The organism is Pseudoalteromonas sp. JB197 (genome assembly GCF_002332205.1).
Lineage (GTDB): Bacteria > Pseudomonadota > Gammaproteobacteria > Enterobacterales > Alteromonadaceae > Pseudoalteromonas > Pseudoalteromonas nigrifaciens.
Window position 1 is genome coordinate 1,791,086 of record NZ_NRGZ01000001.1, and the last position, 19,117, is coordinate 1,810,202.

The following is a 19,117-nucleotide window of genomic DNA, read 5'->3' on the forward strand; positions in this document are numbered from 1 at the left end:
TTACTCAATACCATCAAATAAGTAATGCTCTACTCGCTCTACGCGCCTTGGTTTACCTTGCAGTATTAAAATATCGTTGGCTAGTAATATAGTGTGATCTGATGGATTGTCTATTTCATTATTTTGTCTGCGCAGTGCTTTTATAGACACTTTTCGTTTTGCTAAATTAAGCGCCGCAATACTTTTATTAACCGCAAAAGCTTTATCGGGTAGCGCTATTACATGCAAGTATTCAAGGCGTTCATGCGCGTCTTCGTCTACATCAAGGTACTCACCGGTAAAAAAGCGTTGCAATAATTGATAACGGTTATGCCTTTCGGTGCTAACACGGCGAATAATACGGCTCATTGGTACCCCCGACATAGACAAAACATGCGAAACCAACATTAAGCTAGCTTCAAGGGTTTCTGGCACAACTTCGGTAACCCCCAGTTCTTTTAAACGCTCCAGCTGACTGTCGTCTTTGGTTCTTATTAGTATTTTTACCTCTGGGGCAACTTGCTTGATTGCATCTATTACTATTTGCGTTTGCTCAAACTCAGTAAAGGTAATAATGACTAAACGTGCTCGCTCTACTCCCGCACATTTTAAAATATCTTTTTGTTTAACATGGCCAAATAATATAGGCTCACCAGCCGCTTTACCTTCTTGAACTAAAATCGGATTACTTTCTATTGCTATATAATCAATGGCTTCTGGTTTTAAAAAACGTGCAACCGTTTGCCCCACCCGTGAAAAGCCACAAATAATGACATGATCACTATACAGTGTGCTGCTTTTAGGTTCACCTTCCCACGCTTGGCTTGCACGATCTAGCACGCCAATACGCTTTAGAATAAAAGGTGTTTTATCAATTAAAAAGGGCGTAAGCGCCATAGAAAGCCCCCCTAAAGCAATTAAAAACGATACTTGCTGATTAGTTAGTAACTGATGCTGAGCGCCTAGCGCTATAAGTACAAAACCAAACTCCCCCATTTGCCATAGCATAAATGCACATGCTAGCGCGTCTTGTTTTCGCTCGCCCATTAGCTGAGCACTTATTGCCATTACCGCTATTTTTAATACTAGGGCGTGTTGATCTTTGTGGTATGAAAAACAAACAGCATGAAGATAAGGTATAATTGAATTCGCCAGAAAACTTTACACCGAACCTACATGCCAAGATTAATGTTAACAGACGGGACATGGAATGTCTTATCAAAAGTAATGTACTTAAGTGGTCGAATTTATAATAAGCCCAACCATAGAAAAACGCTCGAAGGCATACTGTATAAGATGCGCACAGGTATTCCATGGCGAGATTTACCTTCTGATTTTGGCCGTTGGAGTGCTATCTACAGACGGTTTAATTTATGGTCCAAAAAAGGGATTTTGAATGAACTGTTTCGCGCATTATCTCGTGATGCGGACATGGATTGGGTCTTCATTGATGGCAGTATTGTCAGGGCTCATCAACAGAGTTGCGGTGCAAGAACTGCTGACAATGAATCAATTGGAAAGAGCCGAGGTGGAAATTCTACGAAAATTCATCTTGCAGTCGATAGCGGAGGGTTGCCTGTTTATTATGAATTATCCTGTGGAAATACGCATGATATCGTCCATGCAGAGTCACTCGTAGCTAATTGCCCAACAAGTAATATGGTTGTCGCAGATAAAGGCTACGACAGTGAAAAACTGAGAGCGTTTGTTCGTGATAATAACGCTACACCCGTTATTCCACGTAAGGGCAACAGTTTAGTAGGCAATGAAGATATTGACTGGTGCATGTACAAATATCGGCACTTGGTTGAGAATGCATTTGGCCGTATTAAGCAATATAGAGGGATAGCCACGCGGTATGAAAAGCTTGAACGAAATTATCATTCAATGCTCGCTTTAGCATTTACTATGATGTGGCTACCAATGTGGGCTGATTGATATATGTACTACAAAGATCAACAGCCCCTAATAACCCAACTAATGCGCCAATAATAAGTAAGCTATTATTAAGCACATACATTACATTGAGCTGCATGCCGACAGTGACAAAAAACAACCCCATTAAAATATCTCTAAATGGCCTAATATCTGCCTCAAGCTGATGCCGATAATGGCTTTCTCCTAGCATCATGCCTGCTAAAAAAGCGCCCAGTGCCATAGATAAACCAAATGAGTAGGTGAGTAAGGCAGCAAATAAAGCTACCAGCAAAGTGGTAAGCATAAATAGTTCGTCGGTACGTACTAACGCAATTTCATTAAATACTTTAGGCAAAATCCATTTACCTATAGCCCAAAGTAGTAAACAAACGCCCCTTTCGTGAGTGCTACTGCTAACGCCCAGCTAATACTTTGCGATCCGGTAGCGGCTAATAAAGGTAAAATAATCAGTAAAGGCACAACCGCAATGTCTTGCAATAAAAGCACTCCAATGGCGAGCTGCCCACGGCGTTTATTTAACTCTCCGTTTTCTTTTAATAGCTTAACAACCACAGCAGTTGAGGACAGCATCATAATAACGCCAATTGTAAAACTGGTGAGCAAACTAAAGTTTAAGCAATATAAAATCACAATAAGCACTGTGCTGGTTACTACAACCTGCAATGATCCTAAGCCAAATACTATATTGCGCATTGCCATTAGGCGCGAAATAGAAAACTCGAGCCCCAAACTAAATAATAAAAATACTATACCTAGTTCAGCTACTAAATCCATTTCGTGAGTTTGCGTCATCCAGCCAACACTGTGACTACCCGCCAAAACCCCTGTTGCTAAATAAGCCAATATAGGAGGCAGCCCTACGCGCTTAAAAATCCATACAAATAAGACAGCAGCGACTAATAAAGTAAAAATTTGAGTATTAATATTTTGCAAATATTACCTCGTTACTTATAAAAACAGCCATGCTTAACTATAGCAATCACCAATTTATCGGCCAGTTTTTAAATGTGGCATAAAATTCGCTTGGTATTATAAGATCATATACTCGGGGGAAATAAATCAATGGAAAATGTGCATATATTGACACAACGTATTGCTGGACGCGGAGAGTTTTTGCCGTTTTCGGCTGAGCATTATCGTAAAAATGAACCGGCAGCAACGCAAGAGCTAGCTGCAAAATTACAAACCAGTTTAATACTCGAAGATATATTAGCTATTTATGCAAAATTTGCAAAACAACTGCTAAATTTTTCAGGTATACAGTTCAAGTCTGCGCTAGGTACAGTGCAAACACCTGATTGCGATATTGATACGCTTTCTTATACTTTTGATTTAATTGTCGAAAATGATAATTTAGGGCAACTAATATACTTTAGTAAATATCCGCTGAGTGTTGCCATAGAACAAAAACTACAATATTTTCATAGTGCGCTGCTCTACCCTTTACGTAATGCGATAATGTATAACCGGGTATTAAAACTTGCCACAAAAGATGCATTAACGGGACTAAGCAATAGAAGTCAATTTAATGACACCTTACTGCAAAAGCTTGAAAACTGCCGCCGTTACCAGCGCCCATTTAGTTTAATGTTGCTTGATTTAGACAGTTTTAAACAAGTAAACGATAACTTTGGTCATAAAGTGGGTGACGATGTACTTAAAGAGTTTGCCTTAGTACTTAATGGCTCTATTCGAGGCACTGACTCTGTATTTAGATTTGGTGGCGATGAATTTGCAATACTAATTGAAGATCCTGAGTTTACTACTAATAAAGTAATAGCTGAGCGCATTATGCAACGCGTTAAAAACTCAAAGATAATGGCGCAGTACTTAGTTACTACCAGTATTGGCTTTACTTTAGCGAGTAGCCAAGACACCGATAACGATGTTTTTTCGCGAGCTGATAAAGGTTTATATAAAGCCAAAGCAGCGGGACGAAATTGCGCCAAAGCATATTAAGTACAGCAATTAATATTGTTGTAAATAAAAAAGCCTAGCTTCCCCCGCTAGGCTTTTTTATTGCTGCCTAAGTAGTTTTAATAAGTCTACCTACTTAGGCAACCACTTTGCCGATAAAAACTTATACATAACCAACGCAATGCAAAAACCAAAAAAGAAACCACTGAGTAAATTAAGTAATGCAGCAATGCTAGCAAGTGGCGTAAATAACACTAACAACAGCGGTACACTCACTCCTAAAATAAAAAACAGCCCACCTTTACCTAACCAATAAGCCAGTAAAATACTAGCGCACACTATTCCACCCGCTATAGCGCAGCCTAATGTCACTATATCAAGCGTTAAAAAATAATTAGCAAGCACAGCAATAACCGCTGTAATTAGCATACCTTGTGGTGCTTTATTTACTAACGATAAGCCTACATGCGGCTCCTTACTCATTATTTACACTCCCAATAAATACCGTTTTCATCACTATGGTTAGCACTTATAAAATAGCCTACCACTTGTACTAGGTCATCATTATAAAAAATTAACGGCACATTAGCACGCAGCCAAGGAGCCACTTTTGCATCTTTAAACCAATGCTTGAGCGTATTACTTCCTGGTTTTTTTAAAGGTTTGATGCGCGCACTATTACAATTAAAACGCACGCTTACTTGCTCATCTGCAGTTGGCGCTCTGACTCCTACGCCACAGTGTTTTTTTAGTAAGCGACCATCGGCAAGCTTTAGCTCACTGCGAGTAATTAGTATGTTGTTTAATATTTGCGTGCTTGGTACAACAAAATATAAATGCCCTTGATGGCGGCGTATTTGTCCACCACTAAGCTCAATAAGCATTTGTGCATCGGTTTTAGCTGCAATAGCCTGATTAATTATTTGCTCCAGCTGCTTTTGCGATGGTAATACATGAGTAAATAGCTCTAGCCATGCACGTACTACATTGGCTGTTCTAATCGGAGTAAATTTGGCAATAGCACTTATATTTAACGCCTGCTGAGAATTAACGCATTGCGTTAAATCAATGTGAGTATATTCGTTGAGTAAAGCATGTTGCTGCTGCAGTAAACTAATACTGCGAGCGGTACATTGTTCAAAACCATTAAAGCGCGCTGCTAATATTGGCACAACTTGCTGGCGCATAAAATTACGCTCAAAGCGCTCATCAGTATTAGAATCATCGGTAACATGGTTAAGTGCATATTGCGCCGCAAAGGCTTCTATATCACTGCGTTTTACCGCTAACAGCGGCCTGAAACATAATCGGCCGCTGGTTAAAGTGCGCTCGCGCTGCATTGCACCTAAACCTTTTAAACCCGAGCCACGTTTTAAGCGCAGTAAAAAGGTTTCTATTTGGTCGTTTAAATGTTGCCCAAGTAAAATAATGCTGCCATGTGGACTTAGCTCATCTAATGCTTGGTAACGAGCATCGCGCGCTTGCGCCTCTAGGCTCGTGCGTGACTGCTGCTCTATATTTACTTTAGCCGTTTGAAATGGCACATTTAGCTCATTGCACAGGGTTTGACAAAAAACCTGCCAGTCGTCGGCATACTGGCTCAAACCATGGTGTATATAAATAGCAGAAACTTGCAGTGCAGGATCCTGCACTCGTAAAGCATGCATTAAATGCAGTAACACCACAGAATCAACGCCACCAGAAAGTGCCACAGTAAACACCTTATGACCTTGCTCAATATATTGACCCAATGATTGTTTTACTTGTTGATAAATAAGCGATGTGTGCATTAATTTAACCTGAGCTCCAGATAATTTAGCCAATAATTTTAAAATACTAAGTTTTAGGTACTTGATTTTAGCCATTTTAAAACAAAAAAACCGCATAAGCGGCTTTTTTAAATATTTATTGCTAATTATTAAAAGAATTTAAGAGCAATAACCAAACGACATTAAGCGTTTGTAGCGCTGATCAAGCATCTCTTCAAGCGAAAGTGCTTGTAGGTCGGCTAAGTCACGCTTTAATCGCACTTTTAAATTACGTGCCATAGCATCATAATTACGGTGCGCTCCACCTAATGGCTCATCTACTAAGTTGTTAATTAGGTCTAACTCTTTAACTCGCTTAGCAGTTACACCCATAGCTTCAGCTGCAAGTGGGGCTTTATCGGCGCTTTTCCATAAAATAGACGCACACCCTTCAGGAGAAATTACTGAGTAAGTACTGTATTGCAACATGTTAACACGATCGCCAACACCAATTGCTAACGCACCACCCGATCCACCTTCACCAATAACCGTACAAATAGTTGGCACTTTTAAAGAGGCCATTACTTTAAGGTTACGGGCGATAGCTTCTGACTGGCCACGCTCTTCAGCACCCACACCAGGATAAGCTCCAGGGGTGTCGATAAAGGTCATAATTGGCATTTTAAAACGCTCAGCCATTTCCATTAAGCGCAATGCTTTACGGTATCCTTCAGGCTTTGGCATACCAAAGTTACGTTTAATTTTTTCAGCGGTACCACGGCCTTTTTGTTGGCCAATAACCATTACTGGTTCGCCATCTAAACGCGCTATACCACCTAAAATTGCCGGATCATTAGCAAAAGTACGATCACCTGCAAACTCGTCAAACTCCGTAAAAATACGCTCGATATAATCTCGAGTATAAGGACGCAACGGATGACGTGCCAGCTGTGATACTTGCCAAGCGCCAAGTTCAGAGAATATTTTCTCTTTTAATCGGTCGCTTTTCTCTTTTAGCTTGCTGACTTCCTCTTCTAATTCAAGGTCTAATTCGCCAGCGCGGCTTACATTTTGTAATTCTTCAATTTTCACTTCTAATTCTGCAATCGGAAGCTCAAAATCAAGATAATTGAGGCTCATGCTCTAAACTACCTAATTAGTTAAATTCTAGTTCTACATCTTGCGCTGCCATTAGCGATAACTTATGAATTAAGTCGTCACTTGGCGTAACACACCATTCGATCCCTAGGGTTAATTGCGCCAATGCATCTGGGCGTTGGTAATAAACCTTGATCGGACACGTTCCCATTTTATATGGTTCGAGTACTTTTTGTAATTTATCGAAGAAACCTGCCTCGACTTGCACCATGTTCAGCGTCATTTTAATCGCTTTAATACGTTTTTCACGCGCTTGAGCAATGGTGTTTATTTCTCTGGCGGTCATTGTAATACCACCAGAGAAGTTATCAAAGCTGACCTGTCCAGATATCACCAAAATATTATTAACTTGGAGCATATCTTGGTATTTTTCAAACTCATCTGAATATAAGCGTACATCAATGCGGGCGCTCTTGTCATCTAAAGTTATTAATGCCCACCTATTTCCTTTTTTATTAATTAGCACTCTGGCCGAAATTACAAGCCCTGCAGCTGTAGATACTACATCGCGATTAGTAGGCTGTAAATCGACCAATTTACCACTGGTATAATATTTTAGCTCGCGGCGATATTGATTTATTGGATGACCAGTTAAATAAAGACCAAGGGTTTCTTTTTCGCCATCGAGCCATTCGTTATCGGTGAGTCCTGTGGCTTTAATAAAGGCTTGCTCTACTTCATCGGGTTCAGTGGCTAATAAGCCAAATAAATCACTTTGCCCTAATAACTCTGCTTTATTGTGCTGATCGGCGGCGCGCATGGCACTTTTTAAGCTTGCCAATAACGTGGCGCGCCCTGATTGAGTTTTTTCAGGGCCTAGCTGATCAAGTGCCCCTGAATAAATAAGTTTTTCGGTTACACGTTTATTTAAGCGTTTTAAATCAACACGGGCACAAAAATCAAATAAATCTTTAAATGGTCCGCCCTTAGCGCGTGCTTCTAAAATTGCATCTACAGGTGCTTCACCTACTCCTTTAATAGCACCAATACCGTAAACAATTTCGCCTTGCAGGTTTACAGTAAATTTGAACTCGCCAGCATTCACATCAGGCGGGAGCAAGGTGAGTTTCATGTTTTCACATTCATCCACCAAAATAACTATTTTGTCGGTATTATCCATATCGGCCGACATTACCGCAGCCATAAACTCTGCTGGATGATGGGTTTTCATCCACAGTGTTTGATACGACACTAATGCATACGCAGCGGAGTGCGATTTATTAAAACCATAACCTGCGAACTTTTCTACCAGATCGAAGATCTTAATTGCTAGTTCGCCGTCAATGCCGTTATTTCGCGCACCATCTTCAAATGTTGAACGCTGTTTTGCCATTTCTTCGGGCTTTTTCTTACCCATAGCACGGCGCAGCATATCGGCGCCGCCTAGTGTATAGCCTGCTAATACTTGGGCTATTTGCATTACTTGTTCTTGATACAAAATAATGCCGTAGGTTGGCTCTAAAATAGGTTTTAAGCTTTCGTGCTGATACTGCGCATCGGGGTATGAGATTTCTTCGCGGCCTAATTTTCGGTCGATAAAGTTATCTACCATGCCCGATTGCAGCGGACCGGGTCGAAACAAGGCTACTAAAGCAATCATATCTTCAAAGCTGTCGGGCTTTAAGCGCCTTACTAAGTCTTTCATGCCCCGTGATTCTAGCTGAAACACCGCAGTCGTTTCGGCGCGCAGTAGTAACTCAATGCTCTTTTTATCATCCAACGGAATAGTATTAATATCTACCGGCTCTTTACCGGTGCGCGCTAAGCGCTCGTTGGTCATGTCGAGCGCCCACTGCAATATAGTCAGCGTTCGTAAGCCTAAAAAATCAAACTTAACTAAACCGGCAGTTTCTACATCGTTTTTATCAAACTGAGTAACCGGAAACTTACCTTCGTCATCGCAATAAAGAGCAGCAAAGTCGGTAATTGTGGTGGGCGATATTACTACCCCACCCGCATGCTTACCGGCGTTACGTGTACACCCTTCGAGAATACGACACATGTCGATTAAATCTTTTACTTCATTGTCGCCATCGTAGGCTTCTTGCAAGCGTGGCTCTATATCAAACGCCTTGGCAAGTGTCATCCCAGGATCGCCAGGGATCATTTTTGAAATACGATCAACAAAACCGTACGGGTGACCTAATACTCGGCCAACATCGCGTATTACCGCTTTTGCCGCCATGGTTCCAAAGGTAATAATTTGCGATACCGCGTTACGCCCATACAAGGCCGATACATGATCAATCACCTCATCGCGCCTATCCATACAAAAATCGACGTCGAAATCGGGCATTGAAATACGTTCTGGGTTCAAAAACCGCTCAAACAGCAAGTCAAATTCCAATGGATCAAGGTCGGTAATTTTAAGCGCGTAGGCTACCAGTGATCCTGCACCTGACCCACGCCCAGGGCCAACTGGAATATTGTTATCTTTGCTCCACTGAATAAATTCCATTACGATTAAGAAATAACCTGGGAATCCCATTTCGTTAATTACACCAAGCTCTATATCTAGACGCTCATCGTATTCAACGCGTTTTTCTTTACGCTCTTGTTCATCAGGAAATAAAAACTGCAATCGCTCTTCAAGACCGTCTTGTGACACCTTAACTAAAAAGTCTTCAATTTTAAGTGAGCCGGTCGGATAATCTGGCAAAAAGTAAGTGCCAAGCTGCACCGTTACATTACAGCGTTTGGCTATTTCTACGGTGTTTTGTAATGCCTCTGGAATGTCGCTAAATAACTCAGCCATTTGCTCTGGCGTTTTTAAGTATTGCTCTTCTGAAAATCGTTTAGGGCGGCGTTTATCATCCAGTGTATAACCATCAAAAATAGCCACGCGAATTTCGTGTGCTTCAAAGTTTTCTGGTTTTAAAAACACCACTTCGTTAGTGGCCACAACGGGTAATTGCTCTTTAGCAGCAAGCTCTACCGCCATGTGCAAGTAATCTTCTTCAAGCGGTCGATTAGTTCGCACCAGCTCAAGGTAGTAGTTATCACTAAAATGCTGTTTATAAAAACTAACAACCGATTCAATAACACTCGGATTATTTTTTAATAACGCTTTACCTAAATCACCGTCTTTTGCACCAGAGAGTATTATTAACCCGGCTTTAAGTTCTATTAGCCAATCACGATCAATCACCGGGCGATGAAATACATGCCCGCGCTGATATGCTTTAGATATTAATAAAGTGAGGTTTTTATAACCTTGATTGTCTTTTGCTAAAATAGTAATGCGGCTTGGCTCGTTTTCAAACTCAGGGCTGCGTAGCCAAAAGTCAGCACCCACTATAGGTTTTATACCTGTGCTGTGGGCTGTTTCGTAAAAACGCACTAAGCCACATAAGTTCATTTGGTCGGTAATAGCAATTGCCGGCATTTGTAGTTCTTGTGCTTTGGCTACAATTGGCTTGGTTTTGGCAAGGCCATCAACCATCGAAAAATCAGAGTGAACTCTTAAGTGAACAAAATCTGGAGCTGCCATGTTTACGCCTCACCCTTGGCTTGCGCTAATACACGTTGCACTGGTTTAAAGCTTTTACGATGCTCCTTTATTGCGCCATATTGCTCAAGTGCTGCAAAATGCGCTTTGGTTGGATAGCCTTTATGCCCTGCAAAACCATATTCTGGGTGGCGTTTATCTAGCTCTACCATTTCGTTGTCGCGCGCTACTTTAGCTAAAATAGAAGCGGCTGAAATTTCGGCTACTAAGCTGTCGCCTTTTACTATTGCTTGCGCTGGCATGGTTAACTTAGGTAGGCGGTTGCCATCTATAAATACAAATTCAGGTTGCGTGCTTAGCCCCTCTACTGCGCGAGTCATGGCAAGCATAGTGGCGTGCAGAATATTTAGTTCATCAATCTCTGTTGGGCTGCAACGACCATACGCGTAACACAATGCTTTTTCTTGAATTTCAATGGCAAGCGCTTGGCGTTTTTTATCCGTTAATTTTTTTGAATCTGCTAAACCTGCAATAGGCTTTGAGGGATCTAAAATAACGGCAGCAGTAACTACGTCGCCAACAAGGGGGCCACGCCCTACTTCGTCAACACCGGCAATAAGGGCTACATTGGGTCGTTCAATTTGCATTTATTAACTCCGCTACAGCATTGGCTGCTTGTTCGCTGGCATTTAACCTAATTTTTTTGTGGATCGCTAAAAAGCGTGCTTTTAATGCTTGGTTATCGGTATTTAGCATAGGCGTAAGTGCTTGCGTTAAATTAGCTACATTGCACTCACTTTGCAAAAACTCGGGTACGAGTTCTTCATCGGCCAATAAATTCGGCAATGAAAAATACTTTATATTAAAGGTAAATAAGGTTTTAAAAATCCAATAGCTCAGTGGTTTAATTTTATAACCCACTACCATGGGCTTTTTATACAGCATGCCCTCAAGTGTGGCAGTACCCGACGCTAATAAAATAGCATCGGCTGCTTGCATAGCTTGTTTTGATTGCCCATCCAGCAAACTAATTTTAAGCGTTGGCGCAGTAGCATTTAAAATTTCAGTAAACTGCGCTTTGCGTTTGGCGTTAACCAATGGCACCACAATTTTAAGTGCTGGGTTTTGCGCTTGTAACTGCACGGCTGTTTTAATATAGGTTTCGCTTAATAAGCCTACTTCTGAGCCGCGACTACCAGGTAGCAGGGCAAGTACTTTATCATCAGGGCTTAAACCTAGCTCTTTGCGGGCTTTGCTATCGTCGTGCTCAAGTGCTATATCGTCTGCTAATGTGTGCCCTACAAATGTACAAGGTACTTGGTGCTTATCGTAAAATTCTTTTTCAAACGGTAATAATGCAAGCACTAAGTTAGTAGCAGCACTTATGGTATGAATGCGCTTTTCTCGCCATGCCCAAACCGAGGGGCTTACGTATTGTACTGTTTTAATTCCGGCGTCTTTAAGGGGTTTTTCTACGCGCAAGTTAAAATCGGGCGCATCTATGCCAATAAATACATCAGGTGGGTTATCAATAAAATGTTGCACCAGTTGTTTACGTATTTTAAGTAAGCGTGGTAGGCGCCCTAATACTTCAACCAACCCCATTACCGACAATTCATCCATGTCGTAAAGCGTGTTACAGCCTTGCGCCTGCATTTTAGGGCCCGCTATACCTTCAAAAATCGCATCGGGAAAATGCTTTTTAAGTGCTTTAATTAAGCCTTCACCTAAAATATCGCCCGACAGTTCACCTGCCACAATACCAATTCGTAGTTGTTTTTGATCTTTATTCATTTGATTTTTTCACACGTAAACTAGGGCCTGTTTGCCTTTATGGGTTAACAGGCTCTGGGCGTTAATTGAACCTAGTTTACCGCGTTTTCGTATTGGATTAAATGCTTAAAACTAAGTGCTTAAATTTGCTAAAAATAGCCCAGGTACTGTATGCTTTTGATACTGATTAAGCACTAACCGCTTATATTGAGTTTTACTAATATAAATATTGACTTCAAATGGTCAAAAGTAAATACTAACGCAACTTTCAGTAATTACTGAAACCTTATAAAACCAACGCACCCGTCAAATTATTGCTTTGTGCTGTAACTACATCACATATTTAGGAGCTAAACATGATAGATGAAACCTTTGTGGATCTATCGCGATTGCAGTTCGCTGTTACCGCCCTCTTTCACTTCTTATTTGTACCTTTAACTATAGGTATGACTTGGATCTTAGTTATTATGGAATCGGTTTATGTTATGACCGGTCGTGAAATTTATCGCGATATGACTAAGTTTTGGGGGAAATTGTTTGGTATTAACTTTGCAATTGGTGTGGCTACGGGTCTTACCATGGAGTTTGAGTTTGGTACCAACTGGTCTTATTACTCCCATTACGTAGGTGATGTTTTTGGTGCTCCCCTTGCTATTGAAGGGTTAATGGCATTCTTTTTAGAATCGACCTTTGTGGGTATGTTCTTTTTAGGTTGGGATAGACTCTCTAAACGCCAGCACTTAGGTGCTACCTTTTTAATGGCAATTGGTACTAACATGTCGGCGTTATGGATTTTAATTGCCAACGGCTGGATGCAAAACCCAGTAGGTGCCGAGTTTAATTACCAAACCATGCGCATGGAAATGACCAGCTTTGCAGAGCTGGTATTTAACCCTGTAGCACAGGTTAAATTTATTCATACCGTATCTGCAGGTTATGTTGCTGCATCTATGTTTGTGCTCGGTATTAGTGGTTATTATATTTTAAAAGGACGCGACTTAGCCTTTGCTAAACGCTCGTTTTCAGTCGCCTCTGGCTTTGGTTTAGCCTCTATTTTTTGTGTTATTTTGCTCGGCGATGAATCGGGTTATGAAGTAGGCGAAGTGCAAAAAGTAAAACTGGCCACCATTGAAGCAGAATGGCATACCGAAGAAGCTCCAGCAGCGTTTACACTTATAGGTTTCCCAGATTCAGAAAAGCAGGTAACTCACGGCGCTGTAAAAATCCCGTATGCATTAGGGCTTATTGCAACTCGCTCGCTCGATGAGCAAGTGACCGGTATTAACGATCTAGAAAAACAACACGAAGTGCGAATTCGTAACGGTATGATTGCGTACGAATACCTAGTAAAACTGCGCGCTGGTGATGACACGCCTGAAAACGTCGCTAAATTTAACACCCTAAAAGACGATTTAGGCTACGGCCTATTACTGAAGCGTTATACATCTGATGTAGTAGATGCCACAGAAGAGCAAATTCAAAAAGCAGTTAAAGACTCTTTTCCTAAAGTGGGCCCAATGTTTTGGTCTTTTCGTATTATGGTTGGCTGTGGCGTATTAATGCTGGGTGTGTTTATTCTTGCTTTTTACTATAACGCGCAGCGAGTTATTGAGCAAAAACGTTGGCTGTTATGGGCTACTGTTTTAAGTATTCCACTGCCGTGGATAGCCATTGAATTTGGTTGGATTGTGGCTGAATATGGTCGCCAGCCTTGGGCTATTTCTGAAATATTACCAACCTTTTTAGCAACTTCTACGCTAACGGTAAACGATATTTTAATTAGCTTAACTGGGTTTATTGTATTTTATACCGGCTTAGCCATTGTTGAAGGTTGGTTAATGCTACGCTTTATTAAGCAAGGCCCAAGCTCACTACATACCGGTAAGTATCACTTTGAACTACCTAATAACACCACTGAAGGTAGAGGAGAGCAATCATGATTTTTGATTATGAAACATTAAAAATGCTGTGGTGGTTGATCATAGGCATACTGCTAATTGGCTTTGCAATTACCGACGGCATGGATATGGGCGTTGCTATGCTGCTGCGCCTAGTGGGTAAAACTGATTCAGAGCGCCGCACCGTTATTAATACTATTGGCCCGCATTGGGATGGCAACCAAGTATGGTTTATTACCGCCGGTGGTGCACTATTTGCCGCGTGGCCTATGGTATATGCAGCGGCTTTTTCAGGCTTTTATTTTGCTATGATGCTGGTATTGTTTGCATTATTTTTTAGACCACTTGGGTTTGATTACCGCAGTAAAGTAGATTCAAAACGCTGGCGTAATAACTGGGACTGGGGCTTATTTGCTGGTAGTGCCATTCCTGCATTAGTATTTGGTGTGGCCTTTGGTAACCTATTTTTAGGTGTGCCTTTTAGCATTGATAATTTTTTACGAGTAAGTTACCAAGGTTCGTTTTTTGCACTACTTAACCCATTTGCACTGTTAGTAGGTGTAATTAGTATTACTATGTTAATAGCTCATGCAGGTATGTGGCTACAATTGCGTACTGCTAGCTTAGTTGCAGAGCGCTCAGGGCAATATGGTCGTTATGCACTTATTCTATTTATTGTGCTATTTGCAGCAGCTGGTTTTTGGGTTGCTAATTTAACGGGTTATCAAATTGTATCTATGCCGGATACACAAAGCCATGCCGACCCACTGGCAAAAGTAGTTACAACTGCGCAAGGTGCTTGGCTAACTAATTACAGTGAGCGCCCTTGGACTATGACCTTCCCTATTTTAGCGTTTGCAATGGCACTCAGTGCATTGTTGTTCTCTAAATTAAATAAACCCGCATTAGGGCTTGCTTCAACTAGCTTAATGTTAATAGGCATTATTATGACGGCAGGCGTATCACTGTTCCCCTTTATTATGCCATCGAGTAATAACCCAAATATTAGTTTAACTATTTGGGATGCGGTGTCGAGCCATATGACGCTTAACGTTATGTTTGTTGCCGTAGTTATTTTTGTGCCAATTATTTTATCTTACACCACCTGGTGTTACGTAAAAATGTGGCGCCGCGTTACGGTAGAAGAAATAGAAAACAACCCTCACGGTAGCTACTAAGGAGACTAAACTATGTGGTATTTCGCTTGGATTTTAGGTGTACTTTTAGCCTGTACCTTAGGTGTAATAAATGTAATGTGGTATGAGTTTCAGCAAAATAAAGACAGTATTGCTGATGACGAGCAAGTAATGCATGATTTATTAAAAGAGACTAACACAACTAAAAATGACGACTAACACCCGCCCTGATCGCGCGCAACAGCAGTCTTTGCGCGCTTTTTTAAAGCGTCAAAGTAAACCCGCTGCAATGCTATTAAAGCTGAGCATTGCACTGGGTACTGTTAACGCATTACTCATGATTGCAGGTGCTTATTTACTTGCTCAAGCTATTCATAATGTAATTTTTGAACAGTATAGTTTGGCTGAAATCACCTACTTATTATGGCCTTTGGCCGGTATTATTTTACTGCGCGCGGTATTTTTAACACTAAGTGAACGCTTTAGCGCTTATGCTGCACTTAAAATAAAGTCGGCAATGCGCCAAACCCTACTTAATAAGCTTAGCCTGCTTGGGCCAAGCTATGTAGAGCAACATGGCCAAGGTGCTACCCTCAATACATTGCACAATGGTGTAGAAGCGCTACACGATTATTATGCTAAGTACCTACCTGGCGTTGCCTACAGTGCGCTTATTCCGCTGGCTATATTAATCGTTATTTTTCCGACAGATTACAAAGCTGGGCTAATATTTTTATTAACTGCGCCGCTTATTCCTTTTTTTATGATTTTAGTTGGCTCAAAAGCCGAAGCGCTTAATCAACAACGTTGGCAACAACTGGCGGTATTAGGAAATTACTTTTTTGATCGCGTACAAGGGCTTACCCAACTTAAACTATTTAACGCCACTCGCTTAGAGCTAAAACAAATTGCTAAAATATCTGATGACTTTAGACACGCAACACTTAGCGTATTAAAAATTGCTTTTTTATCATCATTTGCATTGGAGTTTTTAGCAACCATTAGTGTGGCCTTAGTGGCGGTTATTATTGGTTTTAGATTGTTTTTTGGCACACTTGATTTTGCCACTGGTTTTGTGGTTTTACTGTTAGCGCCTGAATTTTATTTGCCGCTGCGTCAATTAGGCAGCCACTATCATGCGCGCTTGCAAGGTATAAGTGCCGCCGCCGACATGCTAATAATTTTAAATGCCCCATTGCCTGAGCAACAAAGCGAACACACTACTGACAAAATTAGCGCTACTATTAGCTCAATTACAGTTAATAACCTTAGCTTTACCTACCCAAATAGTGACGAAGGAATAAAAAATATAAACTTATCTCTACCCAACAAAGGGTTAATTGCCGTTGTTGGTGCCAGTGGCTCGGGTAAAAGTACCCTGTTTGATTGTTTATTGGGGTTTCACCCCGAGGTCATTAAGCATATAAGTATTAATCAGCAAATTTTAAGTACTGCACATATTGGGCAATTACAAAGCCACATTGCGTGGATACCGCAATCAGCCACGTTATTTTACGACACTATTGCTGCCAATATTAAATTAGCAAAGCCTAATGCAACGCAACAAGAGCTTGAGCATGCAGCAAAGCAAGCAGGCGCTTTGGGCTTTATAAAGGCACTGCCTGATGGTTTTAATACTTTAATTGGCGAGCAAGGTGAGGGACTTTCTGGTGGTCAAAAGCAACGCATTGCCCTTGCGCGTGCTTTTATAAAACAAGCACCTGTATTGGTACTTGACGAACCTACTGCGCACCTTGATAGCGAAACCGAACAAGTTATTCAACATGCTATAGCTGATTATGCAAAAAATAATTTAGTGCTAGTTATTGCCCATCGGCTCAATACTGTCAAAAATGCTGAGCAACTTATTGTAATGCACAATGGCAAGATAGCTCAGCAAGGTTGCTTTAATAGCTTAGCGGCTGAAGATGGTGAGTTTGCCACTTTACTGCAAACAGCACAGCAAGGAGCAGTTCATGCATAATTTTATTCGCTTACTAAAACTGTGCCGTCCTCACTACAAAGCTATGTTGTTGGGTACCTTTTTAGCCACAATTACAGTACTTGCTAATGTGGGGTTACTGGCTATATCGGGCTGGTTTTTAGCCTCAATGGCGGCAGCCGGTATTGCCGGTACACAAATGAATTACTTTACTCCAGCGGGTACTATTCGCTTTTTAGCGATTGTACGCACCGCATCACGGTATGGGGAACGCTTAGTAACTCACAATGCTACGTTTTTAATGCTAAGTGAAATTCGCGTTAGTGTGTTCTCTACCCTCAGTAAACTCAATAATGTTGACTTAGCAATGAGCCGCAGCGCCGATTTAGTTAATCGGCTCCAAAACGATGTAGACGCGCTAGATAAGTTTTACTTAAACGTATTATTACCTATGTTAGTTGCGCTATTAAGCGTGCCTATTATTATGCTGTTTATGTCGGCATACAACGCCGATGTCGCACTTATTTGTTTTACTGGCATTGTTCTGATTGGCGTCGTTTTACCTGCTTTTCTTAGCGCTAAATTAAATAAAAACAGCCACAAAGAAACACAGTTAAGTGCACAGCTGCGCTCTGAGCTTTCCGACACTTTATCCGGCCTTAGAGAACTAAGTATTTACCAAGCTCGGGAGCAGCAAATTGCTAAGTGCGATGATTTAAGCGAGCAGTATAATCAGCAACTGTTTATTCGCCACAAGGCGCTGGCTAATACCGATGGTTTAAGCTTATTAGTTGTACAACTGGCCATGATCGCAAGTATTGTGACCATAGCGCCCCTGGTTTACAGTAATGCCATGGTTAATGTTGAGCTGGCAATGCTAAGCCTATTTGTGCTCGCCAGCTTTGAGAGTGTGTTACTCCTGCCAAATGCGTTTATTGAATTACCAAATGTGTTAAAAGCAGCTGAACGTTTATTTACGCTTGAAGATAAAGCCGCAAATGCTAATACGCAATATGATGCCGCTATAAATAATAATTTGGCTTTGCAAAATCCCTCACTAACACTTAAGAACATTAGTTATTGTTACGATAAACACCCAGCATTAAATGACGTGAGTTTTGAGCTAAAGCCGCAGCAAAAAGTGGCCATTGTTGGTAGAAGCGGCAGCGGTAAAACCACCTTAGTTAACTTACTCACCGGTTTATGGCCACTGCAACAAGGCAATATTACCTTGAGTGAGCAAGGCAACTGCGTTGATTTGCATTTATTAAGTAATGATAATCGAGCAAGGTTAATTAATATTTTGGCTCAACAGCATCATATTTTTGATGGCACTTTAAAAGAAAACCTATGCTATGCAGCGCCTAATGCAACTAAAGCGCAAATGCTAGATGCACTAGCGCATGCACAACTTAGCCCGTGGTTTACTGAGTTAAAATCGGGGTTAAATACCCGCTTAGGTACCGGTGGGCGTAATGTATCACAAGGTCAGTCGAGGCGGATTGCGATTGCGCAGGCTTTATTGCAAAACCCCGCTATTTTAGTGCTTGATGAGCCAACAGAAGGGCTAGATAATCAATCTAAACAAAGTGTAATGCATGCCATTATGCAAGTTATGAGTAACGCCAGTGTGCTTACTATTACCCATGATCCAGCCCTGCTTGAACATATGGATAATATTATTTGGTTAGAGGATGGGCGCGTAATAGCACAAGGCACCCATCAGCAATTACTTAGCGATCCTGCTTACACGTCACTTACTATCCGTTTTTAATTCGCTTTATCTATTACGGTAACTTGTACATCAATAACGCCGACTTTAGGGTCGGCTATCTTTTTAAACATACTGCTCGATAAATCTATAATACGCCCGCGTATATAAGGACCTCGGTCGTTAATTCTCACTATTACCGACTTATTATTTGCTAGGTTTGTTACTTTCACTTTAGTACCAAAGGGCAGCTTAAGATGCGCTGCCGTTGCTGCTTGCTGATCAAAGCGTTCGCCATTTGCGGTGGTTCTTCCTTGGTATTTATCGGCATAAAATGATGCTTTGCCAAGCTGTGTCAGCTCCCCTGAGCTTGATTTTACAAGTGGTTGACTACTACAACCTGCAAGGATAATAGCAATAAAAGTAACAGTGAGTTTTTTAAGTATCATTTAATAGCTTATGTAATTGA

14 protein-coding genes and 2 pseudogenes are annotated in these 19,117 nt (G+C 41.2%); 7 read left to right on the forward strand and 9 right to left on the reverse strand.

The window, feature by feature from the left end; all coding sequences use genetic code 11:
- Window positions 1-1,068 (reverse strand): annotated as a pseudogene (locus tag CIK86_RS08460) (NAD-binding protein); the annotation flags it as partial.
- Window positions 1,069-1,155: 87 nt separating this feature from the next.
- On the opposite strand from CIK86_RS08460, the gene CIK86_RS08465 reads away from it, so the two are divergent.
- Window positions 1,156-1,917, forward strand: a complete 762-nt coding sequence (locus CIK86_RS08465; RefSeq protein ID WP_096317075.1) for an IS5 family transposase — start codon at window positions 1,156-1,158, stop codon at window positions 1,915-1,917.
- Between the two features lie 28 nt (window positions 1,918-1,945).
- Here CIK86_RS08465 and CIK86_RS08470 read toward each other — a convergent pair.
- Window positions 1,946-2,850 (reverse strand): annotated as a pseudogene (locus CIK86_RS08470) (cation:proton antiporter); the annotation flags it as partial.
- 129 nt (window positions 2,851-2,979) lie between these two features.
- On the opposite strand from CIK86_RS08470, the gene CIK86_RS08475 reads away from it, so the two are divergent.
- Window positions 2,980-3,876, forward strand: a complete 897-nt coding sequence (locus CIK86_RS08475; RefSeq protein WP_086995277.1) for a GGDEF domain-containing protein — start codon at window positions 2,980-2,982, stop codon at window positions 3,874-3,876.
- 90 nt (window positions 3,877-3,966) lie between these two features.
- Here the strand turns inward: CIK86_RS08475 and CIK86_RS08480 are convergent, their stop codons facing one another.
- The 6 genes from CIK86_RS08480 to lpxB form a co-directional block, all read right to left on the reverse strand.
- Entirely contained in the window at window positions 3,967-4,317 is a 351-nt protein-coding gene (locus tag CIK86_RS08480) for a hypothetical protein (protein WP_086995281.1), read from the reverse strand.
- Window positions 4,317-5,624, reverse strand: a complete 1,308-nt coding sequence (gene tilS, locus CIK86_RS08485) for a tRNA lysidine(34) synthetase TilS (protein WP_086995316.1) — start codon at window positions 5,622-5,624, stop codon at window positions 4,317-4,319. Before tilS ends, CIK86_RS08480 begins: the two co-directional genes overlap by 1 nt.
- 138 nt (window positions 5,625-5,762) lie before the next feature.
- The gene (accA, locus tag CIK86_RS08490) at window positions 5,763-6,722 is read right to left on the reverse strand and encodes an acetyl-CoA carboxylase carboxyl transferase subunit alpha (protein WP_011328672.1); all 960 of its coding nucleotides are present in this window, start codon (window positions 6,720-6,722) and stop codon (window positions 5,763-5,765) included.
- 16 nt (window positions 6,723-6,738) lie between these two features.
- Complete coding sequence (dnaE, locus tag CIK86_RS08495) at window positions 6,739-10,230, reverse strand: DNA polymerase III subunit alpha (RefSeq protein WP_086995284.1); 3,492 nt, start codon at window positions 10,228-10,230, stop codon at window positions 6,739-6,741.
- 2 nt (window positions 10,231-10,232) lie between these two features.
- Window positions 10,233-10,835, reverse strand: a complete 603-nt coding sequence (gene rnhB / locus CIK86_RS08500) for a ribonuclease HII (RefSeq protein ID WP_011328674.1) — start codon at window positions 10,833-10,835, stop codon at window positions 10,233-10,235.
- Entirely contained in the window at window positions 10,825-11,982 is a 1,158-nt protein-coding gene (gene lpxB / locus CIK86_RS08505; protein ID WP_011328675.1) for a lipid-A-disaccharide synthase, read from the reverse strand. Before lpxB ends, rnhB begins: the two co-directional genes overlap by 11 nt.
- 335 nt (window positions 11,983-12,317) lie before the next feature.
- Between lpxB and CIK86_RS08510 the strand changes: the two genes are divergently transcribed.
- From CIK86_RS08510 to cydC, 5 genes are read left to right on the forward strand one after another with little or no spacing between them, the layout of a single operon-like run.
- On the forward strand, window positions 12,318-13,901 hold the full coding sequence (locus CIK86_RS08510; RefSeq protein WP_011328676.1) for a cytochrome ubiquinol oxidase subunit I: 1,584 nt from the start codon (window positions 12,318-12,320) through the stop codon (window positions 13,899-13,901).
- On the forward strand, window positions 13,898-15,037 hold the full coding sequence (gene cydB / locus CIK86_RS08515; protein WP_011328677.1) for a cytochrome d ubiquinol oxidase subunit II: 1,140 nt from the start codon (window positions 13,898-13,900) through the stop codon (window positions 15,035-15,037). Before CIK86_RS08510 ends, cydB begins: the two co-directional genes overlap by 4 nt.
- A 12-nt stretch (window positions 15,038-15,049) precedes the next feature.
- Complete coding sequence (cydX, locus tag CIK86_RS08520) at window positions 15,050-15,214, forward strand: cytochrome bd-I oxidase subunit CydX (protein WP_011328678.1); 165 nt, start codon at window positions 15,050-15,052, stop codon at window positions 15,212-15,214.
- Complete coding sequence (gene cydD, locus CIK86_RS08525) at window positions 15,204-16,979, forward strand: thiol reductant ABC exporter subunit CydD (RefSeq protein WP_086995287.1); 1,776 nt, start codon at window positions 15,204-15,206, stop codon at window positions 16,977-16,979. The genes cydX and cydD overlap by 11 nt, the downstream gene beginning before the upstream one ends.
- Window positions 16,972-18,711, forward strand: a complete 1,740-nt coding sequence (cydC, locus tag CIK86_RS08530) for a thiol reductant ABC exporter subunit CydC (RefSeq protein ID WP_086995290.1) — start codon at window positions 16,972-16,974, stop codon at window positions 18,709-18,711. Before cydD ends, cydC begins: the two co-directional genes overlap by 8 nt.
- Here the strand turns inward: cydC and CIK86_RS08535 are convergent.
- Window positions 18,708-19,097 carry a septal ring lytic transglycosylase RlpA family protein gene (locus tag CIK86_RS08535; RefSeq protein ID WP_086995293.1) on the reverse strand — a complete coding sequence of 130 codons (390 nt, stop codon included), beginning with the start codon at window positions 19,095-19,097 and terminating at the stop codon, window positions 18,708-18,710. The two genes, cydC and CIK86_RS08535, sit on opposite strands and share 4 nt — an antisense overlap.
- Window positions 19,098-19,117: the final 20 nt, after the last annotated feature.

What these genes read in the sequence shown, in the direction of transcription:
- CIK86_RS08475 (WP_086995277.1), top strand. Translation starts at nt 2,980, where the DNA reads ATGGAAAATGTGCATATATTGACACAACGTATTGCTGGACGCGGAGAG.
- cydX (WP_011328678.1), top strand. Translation starts at nt 15,050, where the DNA reads ATGTGGTATTTCGCTTGGATTTTAGGTGTACTTTTAGCCTGTACCTTA.
- rnhB (WP_011328674.1), bottom strand. Translation starts at nt 10,835, where the DNA reads ATGCAAATTGAACGACCCAATGTAGCCCTTATTGCCGGTGTTGACGAA.
- cydB (WP_011328677.1), top strand. Translation starts at nt 13,898, where the DNA reads ATGATTTTTGATTATGAAACATTAAAAATGCTGTGGTGGTTGATCATA.
- accA (WP_011328672.1), bottom strand. Translation starts at nt 6,722, where the DNA reads ATGAGCCTCAATTATCTTGATTTTGAGCTTCCGATTGCAGAATTAGAA.
- CIK86_RS08480 (WP_086995281.1), bottom strand. Translation starts at nt 4,317, where the DNA reads ATGAGTAAGGAGCCGCATGTAGGCTTATCGTTAGTAAATAAAGCACCA.
- CIK86_RS08465 (WP_096317075.1), top strand. Translation starts at nt 1,156, where the DNA reads ATGCCAAGATTAATGTTAACAGACGGGACATGGAATGTCTTATCAAAA.
- tilS (WP_086995316.1), bottom strand. Translation starts at nt 5,624, where the DNA reads ATGCACACATCGCTTATTTATCAACAAGTAAAACAATCATTGGGTCAA.
- CIK86_RS08535 (WP_086995293.1), bottom strand. Translation starts at nt 19,097, where the DNA reads ATGATACTTAAAAAACTCACTGTTACTTTTATTGCTATTATCCTTGCA.
- CIK86_RS08510 (WP_011328676.1), top strand. Translation starts at nt 12,318, where the DNA reads ATGATAGATGAAACCTTTGTGGATCTATCGCGATTGCAGTTCGCTGTT.
- lpxB (WP_011328675.1), bottom strand. Translation starts at nt 11,982, where the DNA reads ATGAATAAAGATCAAAAACAACTACGAATTGGTATTGTGGCAGGTGAA.
- cydD (WP_086995287.1), top strand. Translation starts at nt 15,204, where the DNA reads ATGACGACTAACACCCGCCCTGATCGCGCGCAACAGCAGTCTTTGCGC.
- dnaE (WP_086995284.1), bottom strand. Translation starts at nt 10,230, where the DNA reads ATGGCAGCTCCAGATTTTGTTCACTTAAGAGTTCACTCTGATTTTTCG.
- cydC (WP_086995290.1), top strand. Translation starts at nt 16,972, where the DNA reads ATGCATAATTTTATTCGCTTACTAAAACTGTGCCGTCCTCACTACAAA.